This window comes from Pseudescherichia sp. AS216 (assembly GCF_037152055.1).
Taxonomy (GTDB): Bacteria; Pseudomonadota; Gammaproteobacteria; order Enterobacterales; family Enterobacteriaceae; genus Pseudescherichia.
Map to the genome: position 1 here is coordinate 393,805 of NZ_JBBCMV010000004.1, position 17,164 is coordinate 410,968.

13 protein-coding genes are annotated in these 17,164 nt (G+C 54.0%); 2 read left to right on the forward strand and 11 right to left on the reverse strand.

Annotated elements, in window-relative coordinates:
* A complete protein-coding gene (locus WFN61_RS14740; protein ID WP_257757533.1) occupies window positions 1-432 on the reverse strand; it encodes a PACE efflux transporter in 432 nt (143 codons plus the stop codon).
* A gap of 113 nt (window positions 433-545) precedes the next feature.
* Between WFN61_RS14740 and WFN61_RS14745 the strand changes: the two genes are divergently transcribed.
* Entirely contained in the window at window positions 546-1,076 is a 531-nt protein-coding gene (locus WFN61_RS14745) for a TetR/AcrR family transcriptional regulator (protein WP_186370533.1), read from the forward strand.
* Between the two features lie 104 nt (window positions 1,077-1,180).
* Here the strand turns inward: WFN61_RS14745 and WFN61_RS14750 are convergent, their stop codons facing one another.
* The 4 genes from WFN61_RS14750 to WFN61_RS14765 all read right to left on the reverse strand — a co-directional run bounded on the left by WFN61_RS14750 (window position 1,181) and on the right by WFN61_RS14765 (window position 7,644).
* Window positions 1,181-3,934: an RHS repeat protein gene (locus WFN61_RS14750; RefSeq protein ID WP_337038875.1), complete on the reverse strand. Its 2,754-nt coding sequence runs from the start codon at window positions 3,932-3,934 to the stop codon at window positions 1,181-1,183.
* A 181-nt stretch (window positions 3,935-4,115) separates the two neighbouring features.
* A complete protein-coding gene (locus WFN61_RS14755; protein ID WP_257757531.1) occupies window positions 4,116-4,526 on the reverse strand; it encodes an ASCH domain-containing protein in 411 nt (136 codons plus the stop codon).
* An 81-nt stretch (window positions 4,527-4,607) separates the two neighbouring features.
* Entirely contained in the window at window positions 4,608-5,888 is a 1,281-nt protein-coding gene (locus WFN61_RS14760) for a PTS ascorbate transporter subunit IIC (RefSeq protein ID WP_312235335.1), read from the reverse strand.
* Window positions 5,889-6,084: 196 nt separating this feature from the next.
* Entirely contained in the window at window positions 6,085-7,644 is a 1,560-nt protein-coding gene (locus tag WFN61_RS14765) for a sensor domain-containing diguanylate cyclase (protein WP_337038876.1), read from the reverse strand.
* 254 nt (window positions 7,645-7,898) lie between these two features.
* On the opposite strand from WFN61_RS14765, the gene WFN61_RS14770 reads away from it, so the two are divergent.
* Window positions 7,899-9,467, forward strand: coding sequence for a methyl-accepting chemotaxis protein (locus tag WFN61_RS14770; protein WP_337038877.1), 1,569 nt, complete (start codon window positions 7,899-7,901; stop codon window positions 9,465-9,467).
* A gap of 226 nt (window positions 9,468-9,693) precedes the next feature.
* Here WFN61_RS14770 and WFN61_RS14775 read toward each other — a convergent pair whose 3' ends face one another.
* The 6 genes from WFN61_RS14775 to glsB form a co-directional block, all read right to left on the reverse strand.
* Window positions 9,694-10,608 carry a bestrophin family protein gene (locus WFN61_RS14775; RefSeq protein ID WP_337038878.1) on the reverse strand — a complete coding sequence of 305 codons (915 nt, stop codon included), beginning with the start codon at window positions 10,606-10,608 and terminating at the stop codon, window positions 9,694-9,696.
* A gap of 269 nt (window positions 10,609-10,877) precedes the next feature.
* A complete protein-coding gene (locus tag WFN61_RS14780) occupies window positions 10,878-12,329 on the reverse strand; it encodes a tagaturonate reductase (protein WP_312467105.1) in 1,452 nt (483 codons plus the stop codon).
* 177 nt (window positions 12,330-12,506) lie between these two features.
* A complete protein-coding gene (locus WFN61_RS14785; protein ID WP_312282266.1) occupies window positions 12,507-13,478 on the reverse strand; it encodes a sensor domain-containing diguanylate cyclase in 972 nt (323 codons plus the stop codon).
* Between the two features lie 54 nt (window positions 13,479-13,532).
* Entirely contained in the window at window positions 13,533-14,525 is a 993-nt protein-coding gene (locus WFN61_RS14790; RefSeq protein ID WP_144816044.1) for a sensor domain-containing diguanylate cyclase, read from the reverse strand.
* A gap of 183 nt (window positions 14,526-14,708) precedes the next feature.
* Window positions 14,709-16,160 carry a GGDEF domain-containing protein gene (locus WFN61_RS14795; protein WP_257757525.1) on the reverse strand — a complete coding sequence of 484 codons (1,452 nt, stop codon included), beginning with the start codon at window positions 16,158-16,160 and terminating at the stop codon, window positions 14,709-14,711.
* Between the two features lie 43 nt (window positions 16,161-16,203).
* Window positions 16,204-17,130, reverse strand: a complete 927-nt coding sequence (glsB, locus tag WFN61_RS14800) for a glutaminase B (RefSeq protein ID WP_313449223.1) — start codon at window positions 17,128-17,130, stop codon at window positions 16,204-16,206.
* Window positions 17,131-17,164 lie beyond the last annotated feature (34 nt).

Here is a 17,164-nt window from a genome sequence, read left to right on the forward strand (position 1 = left end):
TTAGGTGGCGGGTATCGGTTCGCGCGCAAAGACGCGATCGAAAAGCCAGGTAAAGATAAAAGCGTAAACAAAGAAGAAGGTGATGAGGCCGATCTCCATCATGAACGCCTTCACCAGACCAACATCGTAGTACCACATAAAGAACGGCACGATCAGAATAATAAACATCGTTTCGAAAAGCAGAGTATGCACAATCCTGATCGGAAGCGTGCGTTTCTGAATGTTGTTTCGCTTTTCCCACCGTTCAAAAAGGGTGTTGTAGATGTAGTTCCAGACAACGGCCACGACGGAGGTGGTCACGGCCACCGGTAGGGAGCTGGCCGCGTCACCGTGGCTCATGCCTGAAAGCAGCAGGGATGAGAAGAAGATGGCAATCACCTCAAAGGCGGTAACGTAGGCGATCCGGCGCGGAACCGGTTTAAGATAGAACATGGTAAACCTCATGTGCGATGATATGGCCGAAATTGCGTTGATTTCAGCCCTGTGATTAACTGGCAGGAAAGTTAACATACGACCGTATTTAAATCAATGGTGGAGAGAGGCCCGTGGCAAGACCAAAAACGATAGATCGGGAAAGCCTGCTGGATGCAGCGGAGAGTGTGCTGGGCCGCGAAGGTGCCGCCGCCCTCTCCTTTGGCGCTATCGCCACGGAGGCTGGTATCTCAAAGGCCAGCGTGCAGTCGGTTTTTGGCTCACGTGAAAAGGTGCTGGATGCCCTGCTGGATCGCTGGCTGAATAAAGAGCAGGAGCGCTACCGCACGCTGCTGCCAGCAAACGCCGATGCCAAAGCGCGACTGCTGACCCACATCAGCGCAACCCAGCAGGAGACCTCGGAGGCCGGGATCAGAACCCTGACCCTGCTGGCCGCCCAGGCCGGGACGCAAAGCGAAAGCATGGTTAACTGGTATAAAGAGAGATTTGGCAATCTTGAGGCCACGGACGAGGCGTCACGAAAACGGCGAATACTCTATCTGGCCACCGAGGGGGCTTTTATGATGCGGAACATGGTCGGCTTTGAGAGCGAATCGGCGCTCTGGAGTGAGGTGTTTAACGATCTCAAGGAATTTGCGGGTTAATATGCCGGTTCGTCTGATTACCCCCAGACTGGGGAACTACGCCTGCTTTTATGGAGAGTGGTGATCGCTTGAGCGATCACCATTTAACGCCCATGCCAACTATTTTACAGTTTCATCCACATTTTGTATTTATGCGATTCCGAATGTGTAACTTTGATATTTTTAAGTAATCCACCGCCTATAATTATTTCTCTGCCCCCATCGGTATCATGAGGAGCATTGAATGCAATTCCAATCCTGCTAAGCGTTGGCATTAAAGGTTTCTCCTGATTAATTTCCTTTATCTTTTCATCATCTAAAAAGTCGGATTTATCAATCAGAAAATGTTTAATCGCCGCTGCTTTCTCGTCGCCAGAAAACGCATCACTGCCATGAGCATGGGCTATATTATTAAGAATCGGAATCTCTTCTGTTACCTCAAACGTATGCAGCCAGGCAATACCATTGCCGGTGATTTCATCGAGATAATCTGTTTCATACCCTTCAGATATCTCTTTATCCAGGGCAAAATATTGGCCTTCCCATTCGTCTTTATTTGCTTGCCCAGATATGGCCAGCTCCACATCAAAACTAGCGTATCTCATAGCCTTATAGAGCGTTGTGCCAACCGGTAGTTTCTCCAGGGCCAATTCACCCAGGGTAATTTTGAGCTCATCAGGAAAAGCGATTTTTTTTACAGGCGCTGGATCTACAGCCTCCTCAGTATCTGATGAGTCACTTATTGGATCAGCTATCGTTAACTTTTTAAGTTCCATAATATTATCTTTTTCATCATCTTTGGTGGGAGCAAGTCCGTTATCATCCCTTAATGTTTCCGGATTATTTCTCACCATCCTGAAAAGGTTCAGTCCATCCACGGCACCGGCTGGGTCCGCACTCAGCCATCTACCTGCCCACGGCTGGTAGTAGCGGTAACCGTAGTAGTACAGCCCCGTCGCATCCCGCTCTTTGCCCGAGTAACGCACGACCTTATCGTCTGCCTCGGCCTGGCTCCGCACCGTCCACACAGACGTCCCGCCGTATGGATAGTACTCTTCCATGCTGATGACGTTGCCACTGCCGTCCAGCTCAAGCTGACTGCTGTGCGTCAGGTTGTCATAGCTGTAACGTAGCTGGTCATTTTCCAGGCCGTCCGGCTTACCGCTATCCCAGTGCAGCACCCTGACCTGCGCACGTCCGGCTTCGCCCACGGTAATTGCCTGCAGGCTTTCGGTTTGCTTATCGCCATTTTTTTTGCTGCGCAGCTCCAGCCCCGGCAGGTAGTGCACTCGCTGTGTCTGCGTGCCGCCGCTGATTTTCTGCACGCTGACTTTCAGCAGGCGCTGGCTGCTGCCGTCATAACGGTAGCTTTCATTGTCGTCTTCCGTGCCCCCACGCACCACCGGCATCACCTTTCGCAGCTCGTTACGCGGCGTCCAGACCATGCTCTGCCCCGGCTGCAGCTGCATCTGCTGCCCGCCCGCTGTAAACAGCGCTTCCACGTCTGAGGGATTTTCCGTCAGCGTGCTTAGCACGCCGCGGTTGCTGCGGTCGCTGATGGTAATGTCCGTGGTGTAACTGTTTCCTGTGGCCGGGGCACTGTGACTGATTTGCGTCAGGTTACCCGCTTCATCGTAGAGGTAGGAACGGCTGTAGTTTGTAAAGGCAGAACCGTCTGAAGGAAGAGGGATGGCGGGAGTGGGTAAGCTACTGCTCTGCTGGCCGGCATTCGCCATCTCACGTCCACTCGCGGTGGCCAGCTGGTACAGGCTGTCGTAGGTGTACGTGTTCGCTGGCACCACTTTTTGGTTGCGCCAGAAACGCGTCTCTTCTGCGTCGTTGCTGATAGTCAGTACGTTGCCTACCGGGTCGTACTCATAGCGCAGATCCTGTAGCACTCTCGCCCCAGAGGGGTGCCCGGTCGGGCGCTCCGTCTTAATCCCGGTCAGGCGCTGCGTCTCTGCTTCGTACGTATAGGTGGTCACCACCCCGTTACCGTGCTCTTCACACAGCTTCAGCCCCGCTGCCGAGTACGTCAGAGACTTCACGATAATCTGCTTGGTTTTCCCCGTCAGGACTAACCAGCTTCCTGACAGTAGGCCCGCTACGTCGTATGCTACACCCTGCAGGTTGCCCTTCGCATCGGTGGTCGTTAGCACCGCGCCGGTGGCATCCAGGGTGGTCAGGGTGGTGAAGGCCTCCGGGGCCAGCAGTTCATTCCAGGCGGATGCATCTGCGCCCTGCCAGTCGGCCACGGTATCCGGGTTATCCGCATCCTTCAGCAGGCGTCGGGTGACGGAGAGCGGTACGCCGGTTAGGGAAATGCTGTTGGTCTGTACCTGGCCTGCCGTGTCGTAGTGGCTGACGCATTGCCCGGCCAGATTCAGGCCTTTCTCCGCATCCGTATTGCCAGCATACACAAAGCGCTCCGTGAAATGTGATGTTCCGTCCGGCGTCTTTTCCTGGATGCTCAGAGGACGGCCGGGTAACGATGCATCCTCATATTGCCAGATATGGGCCACGGCCTGGCTGTTGTCATCCGTGCCGTCGGTGGCAGTACGAATGCTGCTGACGGTGATAGACGGTCGTCCGGCGGCATCGTTTAGAACAACGGTCGTGCCGTTATCGACGCCCTGCGTGCGCAAGACGTTGCCAGACAGGTCAGTGATATAGGTGAAGTTCACCTTACCGGCATGGTTCAGACGTGGGTCGGCACTCTGTGTCAGAAAGCCGCGTACATCGTACTGATAGCGGGTGATACGCGTATCCGTAACATCCGGCGAGTCAGGATGGCGGTAGTAGGCAATGTCGCGTACGGTCAGGCCTTGGTTATCAATGACCTTGACCGTGGGGGTATTGCTGAATAGCGATATGCTCATGGTATTCTCCTGTGCAGGTTACGCAGCCGGTCTTGCTACGCAGAAAATAGCAGAGCACTATCACTTGATGTATACCAGTGGCATGTTTCATTTGCAGTCAATGTGGGCCAAAATCTGCACTGATTGCGAGCAGTTGGAGTTTCGGTTGCAAGCGTAGCGCCGCCGGTTTTTTTTCCTGTTATTAGATCACTTCAACCACGTCAAACTCTTCGGCAACCAGCTCCATCTCTTCCGAGAAGCTCCCTGTCCGCGTAAAGAAGCGCTGATGCTCCGTGCGCCAGTATTCAAGGCTCAGGTCACCTTCCCCCTCTTTACGCGCAAAGGCGGCGTCGACGTCGCAGAATTTCACCAGCCGCAGCGACGTAATGCGAATAACGCACACCGGTTCCTGCTGGCCGTTAAGAATAATATGGTAGCTGCCTACTGCCGGTGATGCGCTTTCCGCCTGGTATGACGCTAACGAGCCGCACGATGCCGTCTTTTTTCCCTTCACAACCAGGTCGGCTAACTGGTTTGCCAGCTCGACGCTGTCGCCAATGGACCACGCGGGGGCATTGGGATATTTTGCCTGTAAACTTTCGACTGAAGTCATGCGTTGTCCTTTATTATTAATTAGATTTTTTAAAGCGTTAAGGCAGTCCTTTTTCCTTCACAGACTGCCTTCCCGTTTAAATTAACTCACTATACGCAGCAGGTAGTCAAGGATCAGCGACGGCAGCGTAAAGTCAGGATCGGCAAAGGTCACCCCCTGCGCGCCCAGCTGCGAGAAGATCGGCAGCGTCAAGGCTGGCAGCACGCACAGCAGTAAACCGTTGATACTGCTGGCAATTACCGCACCACGGAAACCGCCGGTTGCATTCCCGAAGATCGCCGCCGCGCCGCCGGTGATAAAGCTGGCCATAATTCCCGGAACGATAATTGGTAGGCCAATGAACGGGAAAAGAAAAATACAGACCAGTTCAATAGAGAAGCTAATTAAAAAGCCGATCAGCGTGGCGTTGGGCGCTTTGGTAAACAGAACCATAACGTCGACTGCCGGTACTGAGCCTGGGGCAAAGACGCGCGCAAAGCCTTTGAATGCCGGGACGATCTCGGCGGTGAACAGGTTTACCCCCGCCTTCGCCAGATAGAGGCCGCAGGCAAACGTAGCTGACTGTTCCAGAATAAAGATCACCACGTTCTTGTCACCGGCACCCGCACCATAGACCACGGTCATCGCGTCTTTAATTTGCGGCTGGGTAGCAAAAATGCAGGAGATGAGCAGCAGAACCAGCATGGTCAACAGCGTGGCAATATTGGGTTCACGAATAAAATCAAACTTGCTGCTGATATTAAGGTGTTCGGTATCGTTCTGCTTATTACCAAACCATTTCCCCATATAGGAACCCATCACATAAGATGAGATCGCCGCATGAGAAATAGCATACTCATTTGAGCCAATAATTTCCCGGCTAAAACGGCTGAGAATAAACGGTGATACGGCCATATAGGTTCCAATCAGCAGCGAGGCGATGACAATCATCATCGTGTGGCTGAAACCAAACTGTAGCAGCACGGCAGTGATGGCAAAGGCCATAAACAATACCAGGTGCAGCGAGAGATAGATAAATTTAAAACGGGTGAAGCGAGCTAAGATAATATTTAAAATCATAGCAAACAACAGGATAAGCGCCGCAATAGAGCCCAGCTTATCAATGGTGGCCGCCATAATCGCTTCATTACTTGGCACGACCCCAACTATATTAAATGCCTTGGAAAACAGCGAGCTAAAGGCTGTCAGCACCTTCATTAAAATGCTGCCGCCCACTTTAATCATTGTAAATCCGATAAACGATAAGAATGTACCGGTAATTAAGCGAGAAATTGATGCTTTTTGAAATAATAAACCCAAGAATGCAACGATCGCGATAATCACCGCGGGCGTTTTCACTAACCCTAAAAGTATATCCATCATTGTGATCCCATAAGGCACGGCTATTTATACAGGTTGATATTTTTCAGCTATGAAAAACGCAGGAGATACTATCACCCTGCGTTACTACCAATCTGTCGCGCCGATCACAAAAAGAAATAGTATTTTATCAAAATAGAAATAGCGTTTCATATACGAAAAGTAAAATGTTTTCGCGTATTCTAACAACTAAGGTTAATTATTTGTGAATATCCGAAATAACCGCGCGGTCACGCCCCGCCATTTTCGCGCTATAGAGTGCAGCATCTGCGCCCTCTTTTAACGTGCGCGCATCATCATCGCCGCCGCGAGGGACCAGGCTATAGCAACCTGCGCTGATCGTCACCACTTTGGTCCCGGTCAGCGACTCCTTGTGCGGCAGCTGAATGGCGCGCACGGCAGCGACGGCAAGCTCGGCAATGGTGAATGCCGCCTCACGGTCAGTATTAGGCAGAACAATCGCGAACTCCTCTCCGCCGTAGCGAGCAATAAGATCGGACTGACGCAGGTTAAGCTTCTGCAATGCTTCCCCCACCTGCCGCAGGCAGTTATCACCCGCCACATGACCATAAGCGTCGTTGTAGCGTTTGAAGTAGTCGATATCAAGCATGATCAGCGAGACGGGTTTGCCGGTCAGCGAGGCGGCTCTCAGCGACTGGGAGAGAAAAAGATCGAACTGCCGTCTGTTTGCCAGCCCCGTCAGGCCATCCGCCAGCGCCATAGTTTGCAGCGTATGGTTAATACTGGTCAGCTCATCCCGCAGCGTGGTCAACTCCGTCTGATCCCTGACGTTGACCCTCACCACCCGAAAAATGAGCACGCCCATGATCAGCGTGCCTAACAGCAGCATAGCGTTAAGCACGATATCCGGCAGGCTCTCGCGCAGCCAGGTGCGCCACAGCGCTGGCTTATCATATCCCGCAGCCACAACCAGCGGGTAACGATCCAGGCGAGCGAAACCAAAGATACGCTCAACGCGATCGATACCCGATCGCCACGTCGCATTGCCGCGATCCTGGCGGACCAGCTCCTGGGTAAATAGCGGGCTCCGCGAAAGGTTACGGTTGATGACATCATCGTTAAACGGGCGGGCATACAGCACCGTTGCATCGGTGCTGAGGATCGCCAGCAGATCGCGACTGCCCAGCTCAAAGTAGTTGTAGAAATGGCGGAAGTAGTCAATTTTCACCGTTGCCAGGGCGACGCCATCAAAGCCGCCAGCGGCATCATTCAGGCGCAGCGACACGGGGATAATAAGGTCGCCGGTAGAGCGGCTGCGGATCACATGCCCAATATGGACGCTGCTGTGGCCATTTTTACGGTGATAAATAAAATATTCCCGGTCAACGTTATTGGTGATGGCGGGCTGGCGGCCAAACGACGTAGATTTCATATTACCCTGTGAATCGTAGATAAACAGGCCATGCAGCTGCGGCAGGCGCTCTTTGATCTCTGTAAGGTACAGGTTGAATTTCGTCACATCGATGGCCGATACGCCCTCTTGCGGCACGTTCCGGCGGATATCTCTTAGCGCCAGTTCGGCTTGCAGAAAGGTATCTTCCGCCTGGCGAGCCTGGGAAACCGACAGGTTGATGGCGTTGCGTTCGCTCTCCTCAACGGTGCGCTCCCAGGAGCGGTTTAGTGTCCAGGCGCTGGTGGCTACGCCGGCAATGAGCAGGCCCGCCATAAAAAGAGAGATGCTACGCCCAAGAGAGGAGTTTAACGCCAGCGCGTTTGAAATTCGTTTCCCGACTGTCATTGTCACTCCTCCAGGGTTCCTTTACTTCAGTAAAGCACAAAATCTTACGACTTAAGCTCGAATTAAGACAGATGCCTTATTGCAAACTGTTCACCCTTATTCAACACCCTGTTCATAAGAATGTAAAACAAAATCAAAATTGTATTTCGAAAAATAAAAAACATCCATCTATGTGATTCAGATCAACTATTTAGATCAAGGCTTTTCCGATATCTGCCGTTATTAGTCATACCTATCTCTTCTAAGACTTCACTATGAAAAAATTTGCGCAGTCTACGGTTTTAACCAAACTCTTAACCGGTTTTTCTATTCTGATCGCCATGATGCTACTGCTAGGCGTAGTGGCTATCTATCAGCTCAACGCCAGCAACCAGCACATCGATAAATATCGGGAAAATCGCCTGCCCGGCGTACGCTACTCGCTGGAGATGCGCGGCGTGCTGTCAGAGATGCGTTTGCAGCAGATCCAGTATATCAACTCGCCTACCCCTCAGGAGCGTGAAAAGCACCGTCTGGAGCTGTTGCAGAACCAGGATATCTTCCTCAATGCTCAGAAACACTACGCCGCGATTGCCGATGCGCTGCCGGACGAGATGCGGGCGCTGTTTGGCCAGGTGGGTGAGAACTTCACGCACTTTGTCGACGTCAATGGCAAATTGGTTGAGGCGGTAAATGCCGAACGGCTCGACGAAGCCGCTAAAATCAGCGGTGCCGTCTCGGCGAAATACCGCACGCAGCTGATGAAGGATCTCGCTACGCTGGTGGATATGGAAATCGCTATCGGCAACAAGGCGGGCGAAGAATCCGCGCAGGGATATCAGCGTGCACTCTATCTGCTCTCGGGCCTGCTGCTGCTGGCCCTGATTGCGACCGGATTCATTGCGCTGTTTATTTCGCGTAATCTCTCCCGTCAGCTGGGGGGCGAACCGGCCTATGCGGTAGATATTATGCAGCAGATCGCCGCTGGTAAGCTGAATACCGATATCACGATTAACGCCAACGATCACAGCAGCCTGCTGGCTACCATCAAGTTTATGAACGGCAGGCTGGCAGAGATTATCAACGGTATCATTCATGGCAGCGAGTCTATTTCGCTGGCGGCCAGCGAAATTGCGATGGGCAACAGCGATCTTTCCCAGCGCACCGAAGAGCAGGCTGCCTCGCTGGTGCAGACCACGGCCAATATGCAGCAGATCACCGAGAACGTGAAGAGCAACGCCGAGAATGCGCACAAGGCCAGCGAGCTGGCGCGTCAGACCTCGCAAACGGCGGTGAAAGGCGGTAAAGAGGTACACGATATGCTCATGCGCATGCATGAGATCTCCGACAGCTCACAAAAAATCGTCGACATCATTGCGGTGATTGAAGGTATCGCCTTCCAGACCAATATCCTGGCGCTCAACGCGGCGGTTGAGGCAGCTCGCGCGGGTGAGCAAGGTAAAGGCTTTGCCGTCGTGGCGGGTGAAGTGCGTAACCTGGCGCAGAAAAGCGCCGATGCGGCAAAAGAGATTAAAACCTTGATTGACGGCACAGTGAATAAAATCACCGAAGGCTCCCGCTATGCCGATACCGCTAGCCGGGCGATGGAAGAGATTGTCAGCTCGGTGAACAAAGTGACCGGTATCGTAGCAGAGATCTCCTCAGCATCGAACGAACAGCACCAGGGGATCCGGGAGATCGGCGTAGCCATTGAGCAGATGGATCAGGTTACTCAGCAGAATGCGGCGCTGGTAGAACAGGCCGCGGTTGCCGCGAACTCCATGACCGAACAGAGTGAGCACCTGCGTGACTCGGTGCGTTTCTTTCAGCTGCGGATGAGCTAACGATGTAGCGGTTCAACACGCGAACCCTCAGGGGCAAGAGTGCCCCTGAGAACGCGCTGGTTTGCCATAGGCATGGCTATGGAATTTCAGTTACAAACGAGAGATCGTAGGCGGTTGCAAACAGCGCAACGCAGGCAATCAGCACAACAACCATCTGAATTACTCTTTCCATCGTGTTTCCCTCCTGGCGGTTTAACCAGCCGGTAACGGGCGCATCCGGCTTTCGTTACGTAAGCTGGTAATACTTATCAGGCACTATTTTTGCGGGCACAACGTTTTCATCATTCATCTGCAGCAGATCTATCTCAATCGCATTGCAGATGGCATCCAGCGGTAAATCGTTATCTTCCACGCCAAACGGATCTTCCAGCTCTTCGGCTAAGGTATCCAGCGATATAAAAGTATAGGAGATAAGTACCGAGACGAAAGGCGTCATGTAGTGCAAATCTACAACCAGCGCAAAGGGCAGCATAATACAGAACAGGTAGATCGTGCGGTGCAAAATGAGCGAATAGGCAAACGGCACCGGCGTAAAGGCAATGCGCTCACAGCCGGAGAGCACCGCCGAGATATCGTTCAGTCGGTTATTCATACTGTGATAGAGAATGTCAGACAACCCGTTCGGCCCGCGCTGGGCGGCCAGCCACTCTCCCATCATCAACAGAAGCTGGTTAGCCGGCGAGTGGGCTTTCATCACCCTCACCAGTTCGCTGGGCGAGAGATAGTTCGCCAGCGTTCCCTCCAGCGGTTTGCGTCGCAGTGTCAGACGCAGGCAGTGCGCGAAGGCAATCAGCAGCAGTACAAAGTGGTGACGCCCTTCCCCCGCTGGCAGCGTGGTTTTGACCTCGCGCAGCAGCGAGCGGGAGGCGATCATCAGCTGCCCCCAGAGTACTCGCGCTTCGGTATAGCGGCTGTAGCAGGCGTTATTGCGAAAGCCCAGGAAGATAGCCACGGCGATACCGAGGATGCTAAACGGTGCCACGGTAAGCCTAAAGCCCAGCGAGCTATACCAGGGCAGCATCAGAATGACCGCCACGGAGAGCATAAAGTTAAGCAGCAGACGAGAGTAAATTTTTGGTAGCACCGAACCATGCCAGACAAAGATACGTGCAAGCCAGTGCTGATGAGGACGAACAATCATGGTTGTATTCAGGCATATGAGAGAGACGCGGTTATTAAACGTGATCGCCATCACGGTTGCAAGTTTGCTACAAAAATGTAGTGAAAATTGTTGGCTACTAGGCCATTGGTTGCACAGGTGCTGAAGGTATATAAATTATAGTGATATATGTATGTTGTAACTATTTAGGTGGCAAATAAATGCCGGGCGGCGCTACGCTTGCCCAGCCTACAGATCGCATTGACCGTAGGCCGGCGCAAGCAGCGCGCCGCCCGGCGTTTACCCAATACTTAGCAGAGCGGCTTCACGGCCTCGCGCATGCCACGCAGCAGAATGGCATCCAGATCCAGGGAGACTTGCTCTACCAAACCGCTGATCTGGGTCAGGTCCTGCTCCCAGTGATCGCTAACGGAAAGCACGGCTTTTACCAGTTCGCTGGTGCTAATCTGGCGATCGCGGTGCTGGCTCCACAGCTGCTGGAAACGTTCAATCCAGTGAGCATCATCCTGGACCGGGAAGCTTTCGCCGTTACGCTCGCCACGATAGAACGCAATCAGAGCCGCAAGAGCAAAGGTCAGGCGCGCCGGCAGCTTACCGGTCGCCTTCTGCCCTGCCAGCAGCTGCGGCAGAATACGCGTGCGGAACTTAGTCATGCCGTTCAGGGAGATGGAGAGCAGCTGATGCTTGATGTAGGGGTTGCGGAAACGTCCCGTTACGGCGCTGGCGAAAGACTCCAGTTCGTCGCGGGGCAGATCCAGCACCGGAATAATCTCTTCGTAGATCGCTTTTTCAACAAAGGCGCAGATTTCGCTGTCGTTCATCGCCTCGCCAACGGTATCCAGACCCGCCTGGAATGCCACCGGGACTAACGCCGTGTGTGCCCCGTTGAGGATAGCCACCTTGCGCTCTTTATAGGGCTTGATGTCATCCACGATCAGCACGTTCAGCGGGAATTTGTCGAGGCGCAGCTCAGATGCCAGCGATTTCGGGCCCTGGATAACAAACAGATAAAAATGCTCTGCGGTATCGAGGAAGCCATCACGGTAGCCCAGCTCGGCTTCGAGTTTCGCCACTTCATCACGCGGATAACCGGTTACGATGCGGTCAACCAGGGTTGAACAGAAGGCGTTGGCCTCGTTCAGCCACTGAACAAACGCGGCGGGCAATTCCCACTCGCTGGCATAGCGCAGCACCAGTTCACGCAGCGCGTCGCCGTTATAGTCAATCAGCTCGCACGGAATGATGATCCAGCCTTTATCCGCCGCGCCGTTAAAGTGAGTGAAACGTTCGAACAGCAGACGAGTCAGCTTCGCCGGGTAGCTAACGGCAGGCGCATCAGCAAATTTATCACCCGCGTGGTAGCTGATACCCGCTTCGGTTGTGTTTGAGAACACAAAACGGATCTCAGGGTTCTGCGCCAGCTTGAGGAACTCATCGTAGTGGTCATAGACGCTGATTTCACGGTTTACGGAACGGATCAGACGCGCATCGCTCACCGCTTCGCCCTGCTCATTCAGGCCGCGAATGATAGTGGTGTAGAGACCATCCTGGGTGCTCAACGAGGGCGGGAAGTCACTCTTAATCGGACGAACGATAACCACACCGGCGTTAAGATCGGTGTGCTCATTAAGCAGATCAATCTGCCAGTCGACAAATGCGCGCAGGAAGTTCCCTTCGCCAAACTGAATGATACGTTCCGGATAGGTGGCACCGGGAAAATCGCGACGGTTTATCGTGTTCACAATGAGTTCCTTTTTGATTAGTCATACAACCTGGGAAGATTGGTCCAATAACTTACCAGACTTTACGACCATGAAACCCTGTTTTGATCAAAATGAGACGCCCTATTCGCGTCAATTATTAAAACGAATATAAAATTGTGGGCGTCATCACATTTTGTCGGCGTGAACGGGAAACGGCTAGCCGTTTTTGTGCTCGTTTTTCTCTTTCATGGCATACATCTTTTCATCGGCGGAGGCGATCCAACTGGTCATGTCCGGATTGCTGTCATGATCGTATTCGCTCACTCCCCAGGAGAAGTTCAGCTGCCACGGTTTACCACTCGTCAGATTGAACACGTCGGCCTGCTCAGCAAGGTGCTGCATCGCGACCCACGCGCCCTGCTCATCGGTATCCGAGAAGAGAATGGCGAACTCATCGCCGCCGTAACGGATCAGCAGATCGGCTTCGCGAAAGCTGTCGCGCAGCAGGTTGGCCATGGCCCGCAGGGCGTTATCGCCCTCTTCGTGACCAAAGGTATCGTTAATATATTTAAACTTATCAAGATCCAGCCAGGCGAGGGTGAGCGGCTCGGCGCGGCGGCGAGCGCTGGTGATAGCGTATTTACCAAGATTATTAAAACCGCGGCGATTAAACAGGCCGGTAAGGTCATCGGTGGTGGCCGCGCTAATGGCAGCAAACTCATCCTCCACGATGGCGGCAAAGTCCTTCAGTACCGCGATCTCGTCAGGGGTAAAGCCACGCGGTTCAGGCGCAATGATACAAAACGATCCGACTCTGAAGCCGTCCGGCAACTGCAGCGGATAGCCGGCGTAGAAGCGAATGTGCGGCGGACCGACCACCAGTGGGTTATCTACAAAGCGTTCGTCCTGGTGCGCGTCCAGCACGACCAGCGGCTGAGGGCTGAGGATCGCATGGCCGCAAAAGGAGATGTCACGCAGCACCTGTCCGTTGGGGATACCGTCGCAGGACTTAAAGTGCAGCGTATCGCTATCAACGAGGCTAATCAACGCAATAGGGACATCGAACATCCGTTTTGCCAGCCGGGTAAGCCTGTCAAAACGTTCATGTGTGCCAGAGTCCAGCAGCCCGGACTCGTTAAGCGATGCCAGACGCTGTTGCTCGTTTTCAGGAAGTTGAGGAGTCTTCATAACGGGCCTTTTTCACTAATCAAAACCTAAGCTTAGCGCATTTAGCCCGTTTGGTCAGTGGGCGTAGATCCGGTTTTTACCGGTGCGCTTAGCTCGATAGAGCGCATCGTCAGCGGCTTTTAGCCAGTCGGTCGTGGTTTCCATCTCCTCGGTGGCGTTGGCAATGCCGATGCTGAGCGTACAGCGAAACGAGGTATCCTGAGCGACTGTCATCGCGGCAGTGGCATCCATAATACGCGTGGCGACAACCAATGCCTCTTCCGGTGACGTATTCGGAAGCAGGATCACAAACTCATCGCCCCCCAGGCGCGCCGGCGTATCGGTTTTTCGGCTGGCGACGTGCAAAATTTTAGACACCGTCACCAGCAGCGTATCCCCCACCTTATGACCGAACCGGTCATTCACCTCTTTAAAGTTATCGATATCGATAAACATCAAAGATGAAGCGTGGACAGCGTCGCGTAGTTTCTCTAGCTCATGCTGGATGCGCTTCTCCAGCAGGCGGCGATTGGCAATATCCAGCAGCGGATCCATCATCGCGATACGTTCCAGCTCGCGGCTCTTGTGGCGCAGCTTTTTGGCGATGTTATCCGTCAGCACGCTCAAGGCCAGCACGTAGATAGCAATAAGCGGCAGCGTGGCAAGCAGCGTTCGCTGGGAGACGGCAGGCTCAAAGGCCATGCCCTGCGCCAGCCAGGCGGCGGCAAATACCGCTAGCATGGTCGCCCCAGCCTTACGTACAAGCGCAATCCCGCCCGCTGCAAGGCGATCGGCGAGAAGAATGGTGGCAATCACTACGGAGGGAAGCGGGTTCACCGCCATCATGGCGATCCAGAAACCGCCTGCCGCCCCGTCAACAATCAGGTTGTGGTGTTCACACGTAAGGGGCTTCTGCGCTCGACGCGCGCGCAAAAAGGCGCAGGTCGGCCAGATAAAGGCGTTAGCAGCCAGCAGCACAATAAGCCAGCGCGACTGATGCTGCTCTAGCAGCACAGAGAGGATCGGAAAAAAGCACAGCAGCGTTCCGAGCATACGCATCAGATACATCCGTCTTACAAAACGCGTGCCGGTGATCTGTTCACTTCGTTTGAGCTTATTCGATCCAGTCATCGCGCAATGTTGTCCGCTACCTATACTCGGCTATGGTATTGGCGTTAAAAATAGGTGGCAAGCAATTTTATTCGTTATTTCAATCAATTCGCGGAAAATGTACTGGCAAAAGTGACAATGTCACACACTCTGCTGTTCCGTCTCATTGGTGAGGGATTCCGTAGGGCTCTGACCTTCCCGCGCGCTGGTGCGGTTGCGGCCTGCTTTTTTCGACTGGTAGAGATACTCATCCGCCTCAGCCAGCAGCTTATTGAAGCGCTCCGTGAGCTCCCATGACTGTGTTGTGCCGCTGCTTACGCCAATACTAACCGTCAGGAACAGCGTCTGTTGCTGCCAGCGGAACGGGTGGGCTTCCACGGCGCGCCGAATACGCTCTGCCAGCATAAATCCCTGATGAGGATCCTGCGTCGTGGCGACGACGGCAAACTCTTCACCCCCCATCCGTGCAACGATCCCACTGTCGCCGACCGTCTGCTGTATCTTCTGTGCAAACGTCGTTAACACTCTGTCGCCGCACTCATGACCATAGCTGTCATTGATGTTTTTGAAGTAGTCGATATCCAGCAGCATAACCGTTAAATGTCGTGCCTCGGTCCTGCGTTCGCGGCCCAGCGCTTCATAGAGACCAGAGCGGGAGTAGACCCGGGTCAGAAAATCAAAGTCAGCGCGCAGCGACACCTGCTTCATCAGCGTATTGATAGCGTTAACGCTGACGCAGACAATAATTGGGCAGATGGCCATGGTGGCGATCCCCAGTCTCGCCGAGAACATGCGCGGCATTTGCAGCGGGCTGGCGACGAAGATGTTTATCGTGCCGTTGGCGACCAGGATAATTTCCAGCGCACCGGTCAAAAAGGTCAGCAGCGCGGTGGTCAGTAGCGAATAGCGAACCGCACACCAGATCAGCGCCGGGAGCGGGAAAAGAAGGCTGCCCGCCCCGCCGATCGCCACCGAGGCAACCAGTGACGTCACCAGGGCGGCAATCGGCAGCAGGTGCTCAACGCGAAACGGCATGACCCAACGCGGCCACGTCAGGGTGAGTACACAGGGCAGGATCAGCACGCCGGTAGAAAACTGCTCGCTAAACCAGTCGGCATAGAGCGGCCAGAAGGTGAGTTCGTCTATCCCCACCGACGCAAACGCCCCGACCAGCGCGCAGCCCAGCGCCCCCAGCAGACAGTAGTTAAAGATCCGCAGGGCGTTAATCGGCAAAGTGCGTCTCTCAGGCCGTTTTTTATCCCGCACAATTAGCAGCGCCACGGTGAGAATAAACACCATGTTCGACAGGTTGATCACCAGCGAGGTGGCTCCCCACGTAGTGGTCATGGCATCGTAAACCAGCATCGCCACGTAGCAGATGGCGTAGTTGTGCAGTCGGTTTAGCCAGCTATAGCGCGCAAAAACACCGGCCATCACCGCGTTCAACGGCCAGAACAGGGAGAGCTCCTCCACCAGCCTGAGCATCGCGCCGATAGAGTAGAAGAGCGTGGTCAGCAGAAAGATCATGACCGCGTTGCGCCAGGGCCTCTCTTTATGGAACGGACGAAACGCGATGTTCAGCGGTGCAAGCATAGAATTCTGTCCCTGTAGATAAGGGTAATGACGCGGCAGGCCATCAGTAAACCGAACGTCCCAGCTGACGGCTGAGTGCTTCAAGCATAGCAATACCCGCCAGCGAGTTGCCTGCCTCATCAAGCTCCGGGCTCCAGACGCAGATGGCCATCTCATGGGGCACAATCGCCACAATACCCCCTCCGACCCCGGACTTCGCCGGCAGGCCCACGCGCCAGGCAAACTCTCCCGCGCTCTGATACATGCCGCTGGTAGCCATCAGAGCATTAACCTGCCGCGACTGCAACGGGGAGATAACCGACCGGGTGAGATGGCGCGCTCGCCCCTCGTCGGCGAGAAACAGGAAAGTCTTTGCCAGCTCGACGCAGCTCATCTTTAGGGCGCAGTAGTGGAAATAGTTCTGCAGCACCGTCGCTACGTCATTGTGGAAGTTACCAAAGGATTTCATAAGCCAGGCGATGGCCGCATTACGCGCCGAGTGATCGAACTCAGACCGCGCCACATGGCTGTCGTAGGTGATATCGCTGACGTCGCTCAGCTGGCGAACCACCTCCAGCATCCGCTGACGCGGAGCGCTGAGACGGCTTTGCAGCATATCGCATACCACCAGCGCACCGGCGTTGATAAAGGGGTTTCGCGGCTTGCCCTGCTCAATTTCGAGCTGCAACAGCGAATTAAATGGGTGGCCGGAGGGATCTTTACCTACGCGCTGCCAAATCTCCTCCTCCTGATAGTGATCCATCGCCACCACCAGGCTCAGTACCTTCGAGATAGACTGAATAGAGAAGCGCTCGTCGGCGTCACCGGCCTGAAAGTGGCGGCCATCGATGGTACTCACCGCAATCGCCAGCTTGTTCGCCTCAACCGATGCCAGCGCTGGAATGTAGTCGGCTACCTTCCCCTGGCCGATTAAAGGCCGGACCTGAGTCAAAATAGACTCCAGCATGTCATTATTAATGACCGTCGCCACACTACACTCCTCACCGACTAAAAAAGGCCTGCGA

Excerpts from the sequence above, each read along its gene's own strand:
- WFN61_RS14740 (WP_257757533.1), bottom strand. The coding sequence starts at position 432 with ATGTTCTATCTTAAACCGGTTCCGCGCCGGATCGCCTACGTTACCGCC.
- WFN61_RS14750 (WP_337038875.1), bottom strand. The coding sequence starts at position 3,934 with ATGAGCATATCGCTATTCAGCAATACCCCCACGGTCAAGGTCATTGAT.
- WFN61_RS14755 (WP_257757531.1), bottom strand. The coding sequence starts at position 4,526 with ATGACTTCAGTCGAAAGTTTACAGGCAAAATATCCCAATGCCCCCGCG.
- WFN61_RS14760 (WP_312235335.1), bottom strand. The coding sequence starts at position 5,888 with ATGATGGATATACTTTTAGGGTTAGTGAAAACGCCCGCGGTGATTATC.
- WFN61_RS14765 (WP_337038876.1), bottom strand. The coding sequence starts at position 7,644 with ATGACAGTCGGGAAACGAATTTCAAACGCGCTGGCGTTAAACTCCTCT.
- WFN61_RS14770 (WP_337038877.1), top strand. The coding sequence starts at position 7,899 with ATGAAAAAATTTGCGCAGTCTACGGTTTTAACCAAACTCTTAACCGGT.
- WFN61_RS14775 (WP_337038878.1), bottom strand. The coding sequence starts at position 10,608 with ATGATTGTTCGTCCTCATCAGCACTGGCTTGCACGTATCTTTGTCTGG.
- WFN61_RS14785 (WP_312282266.1), bottom strand. The coding sequence starts at position 13,478 with ATGAAGACTCCTCAACTTCCTGAAAACGAGCAACAGCGTCTGGCATCG.
- WFN61_RS14790 (WP_144816044.1), bottom strand. The coding sequence starts at position 14,525 with ATGTATCTGATGCGTATGCTCGGAACGCTGCTGTGCTTTTTTCCGATC.
- WFN61_RS14795 (WP_257757525.1), bottom strand. The coding sequence starts at position 16,160 with ATGCTTGCACCGCTGAACATCGCGTTTCGTCCGTTCCATAAAGAGAGG.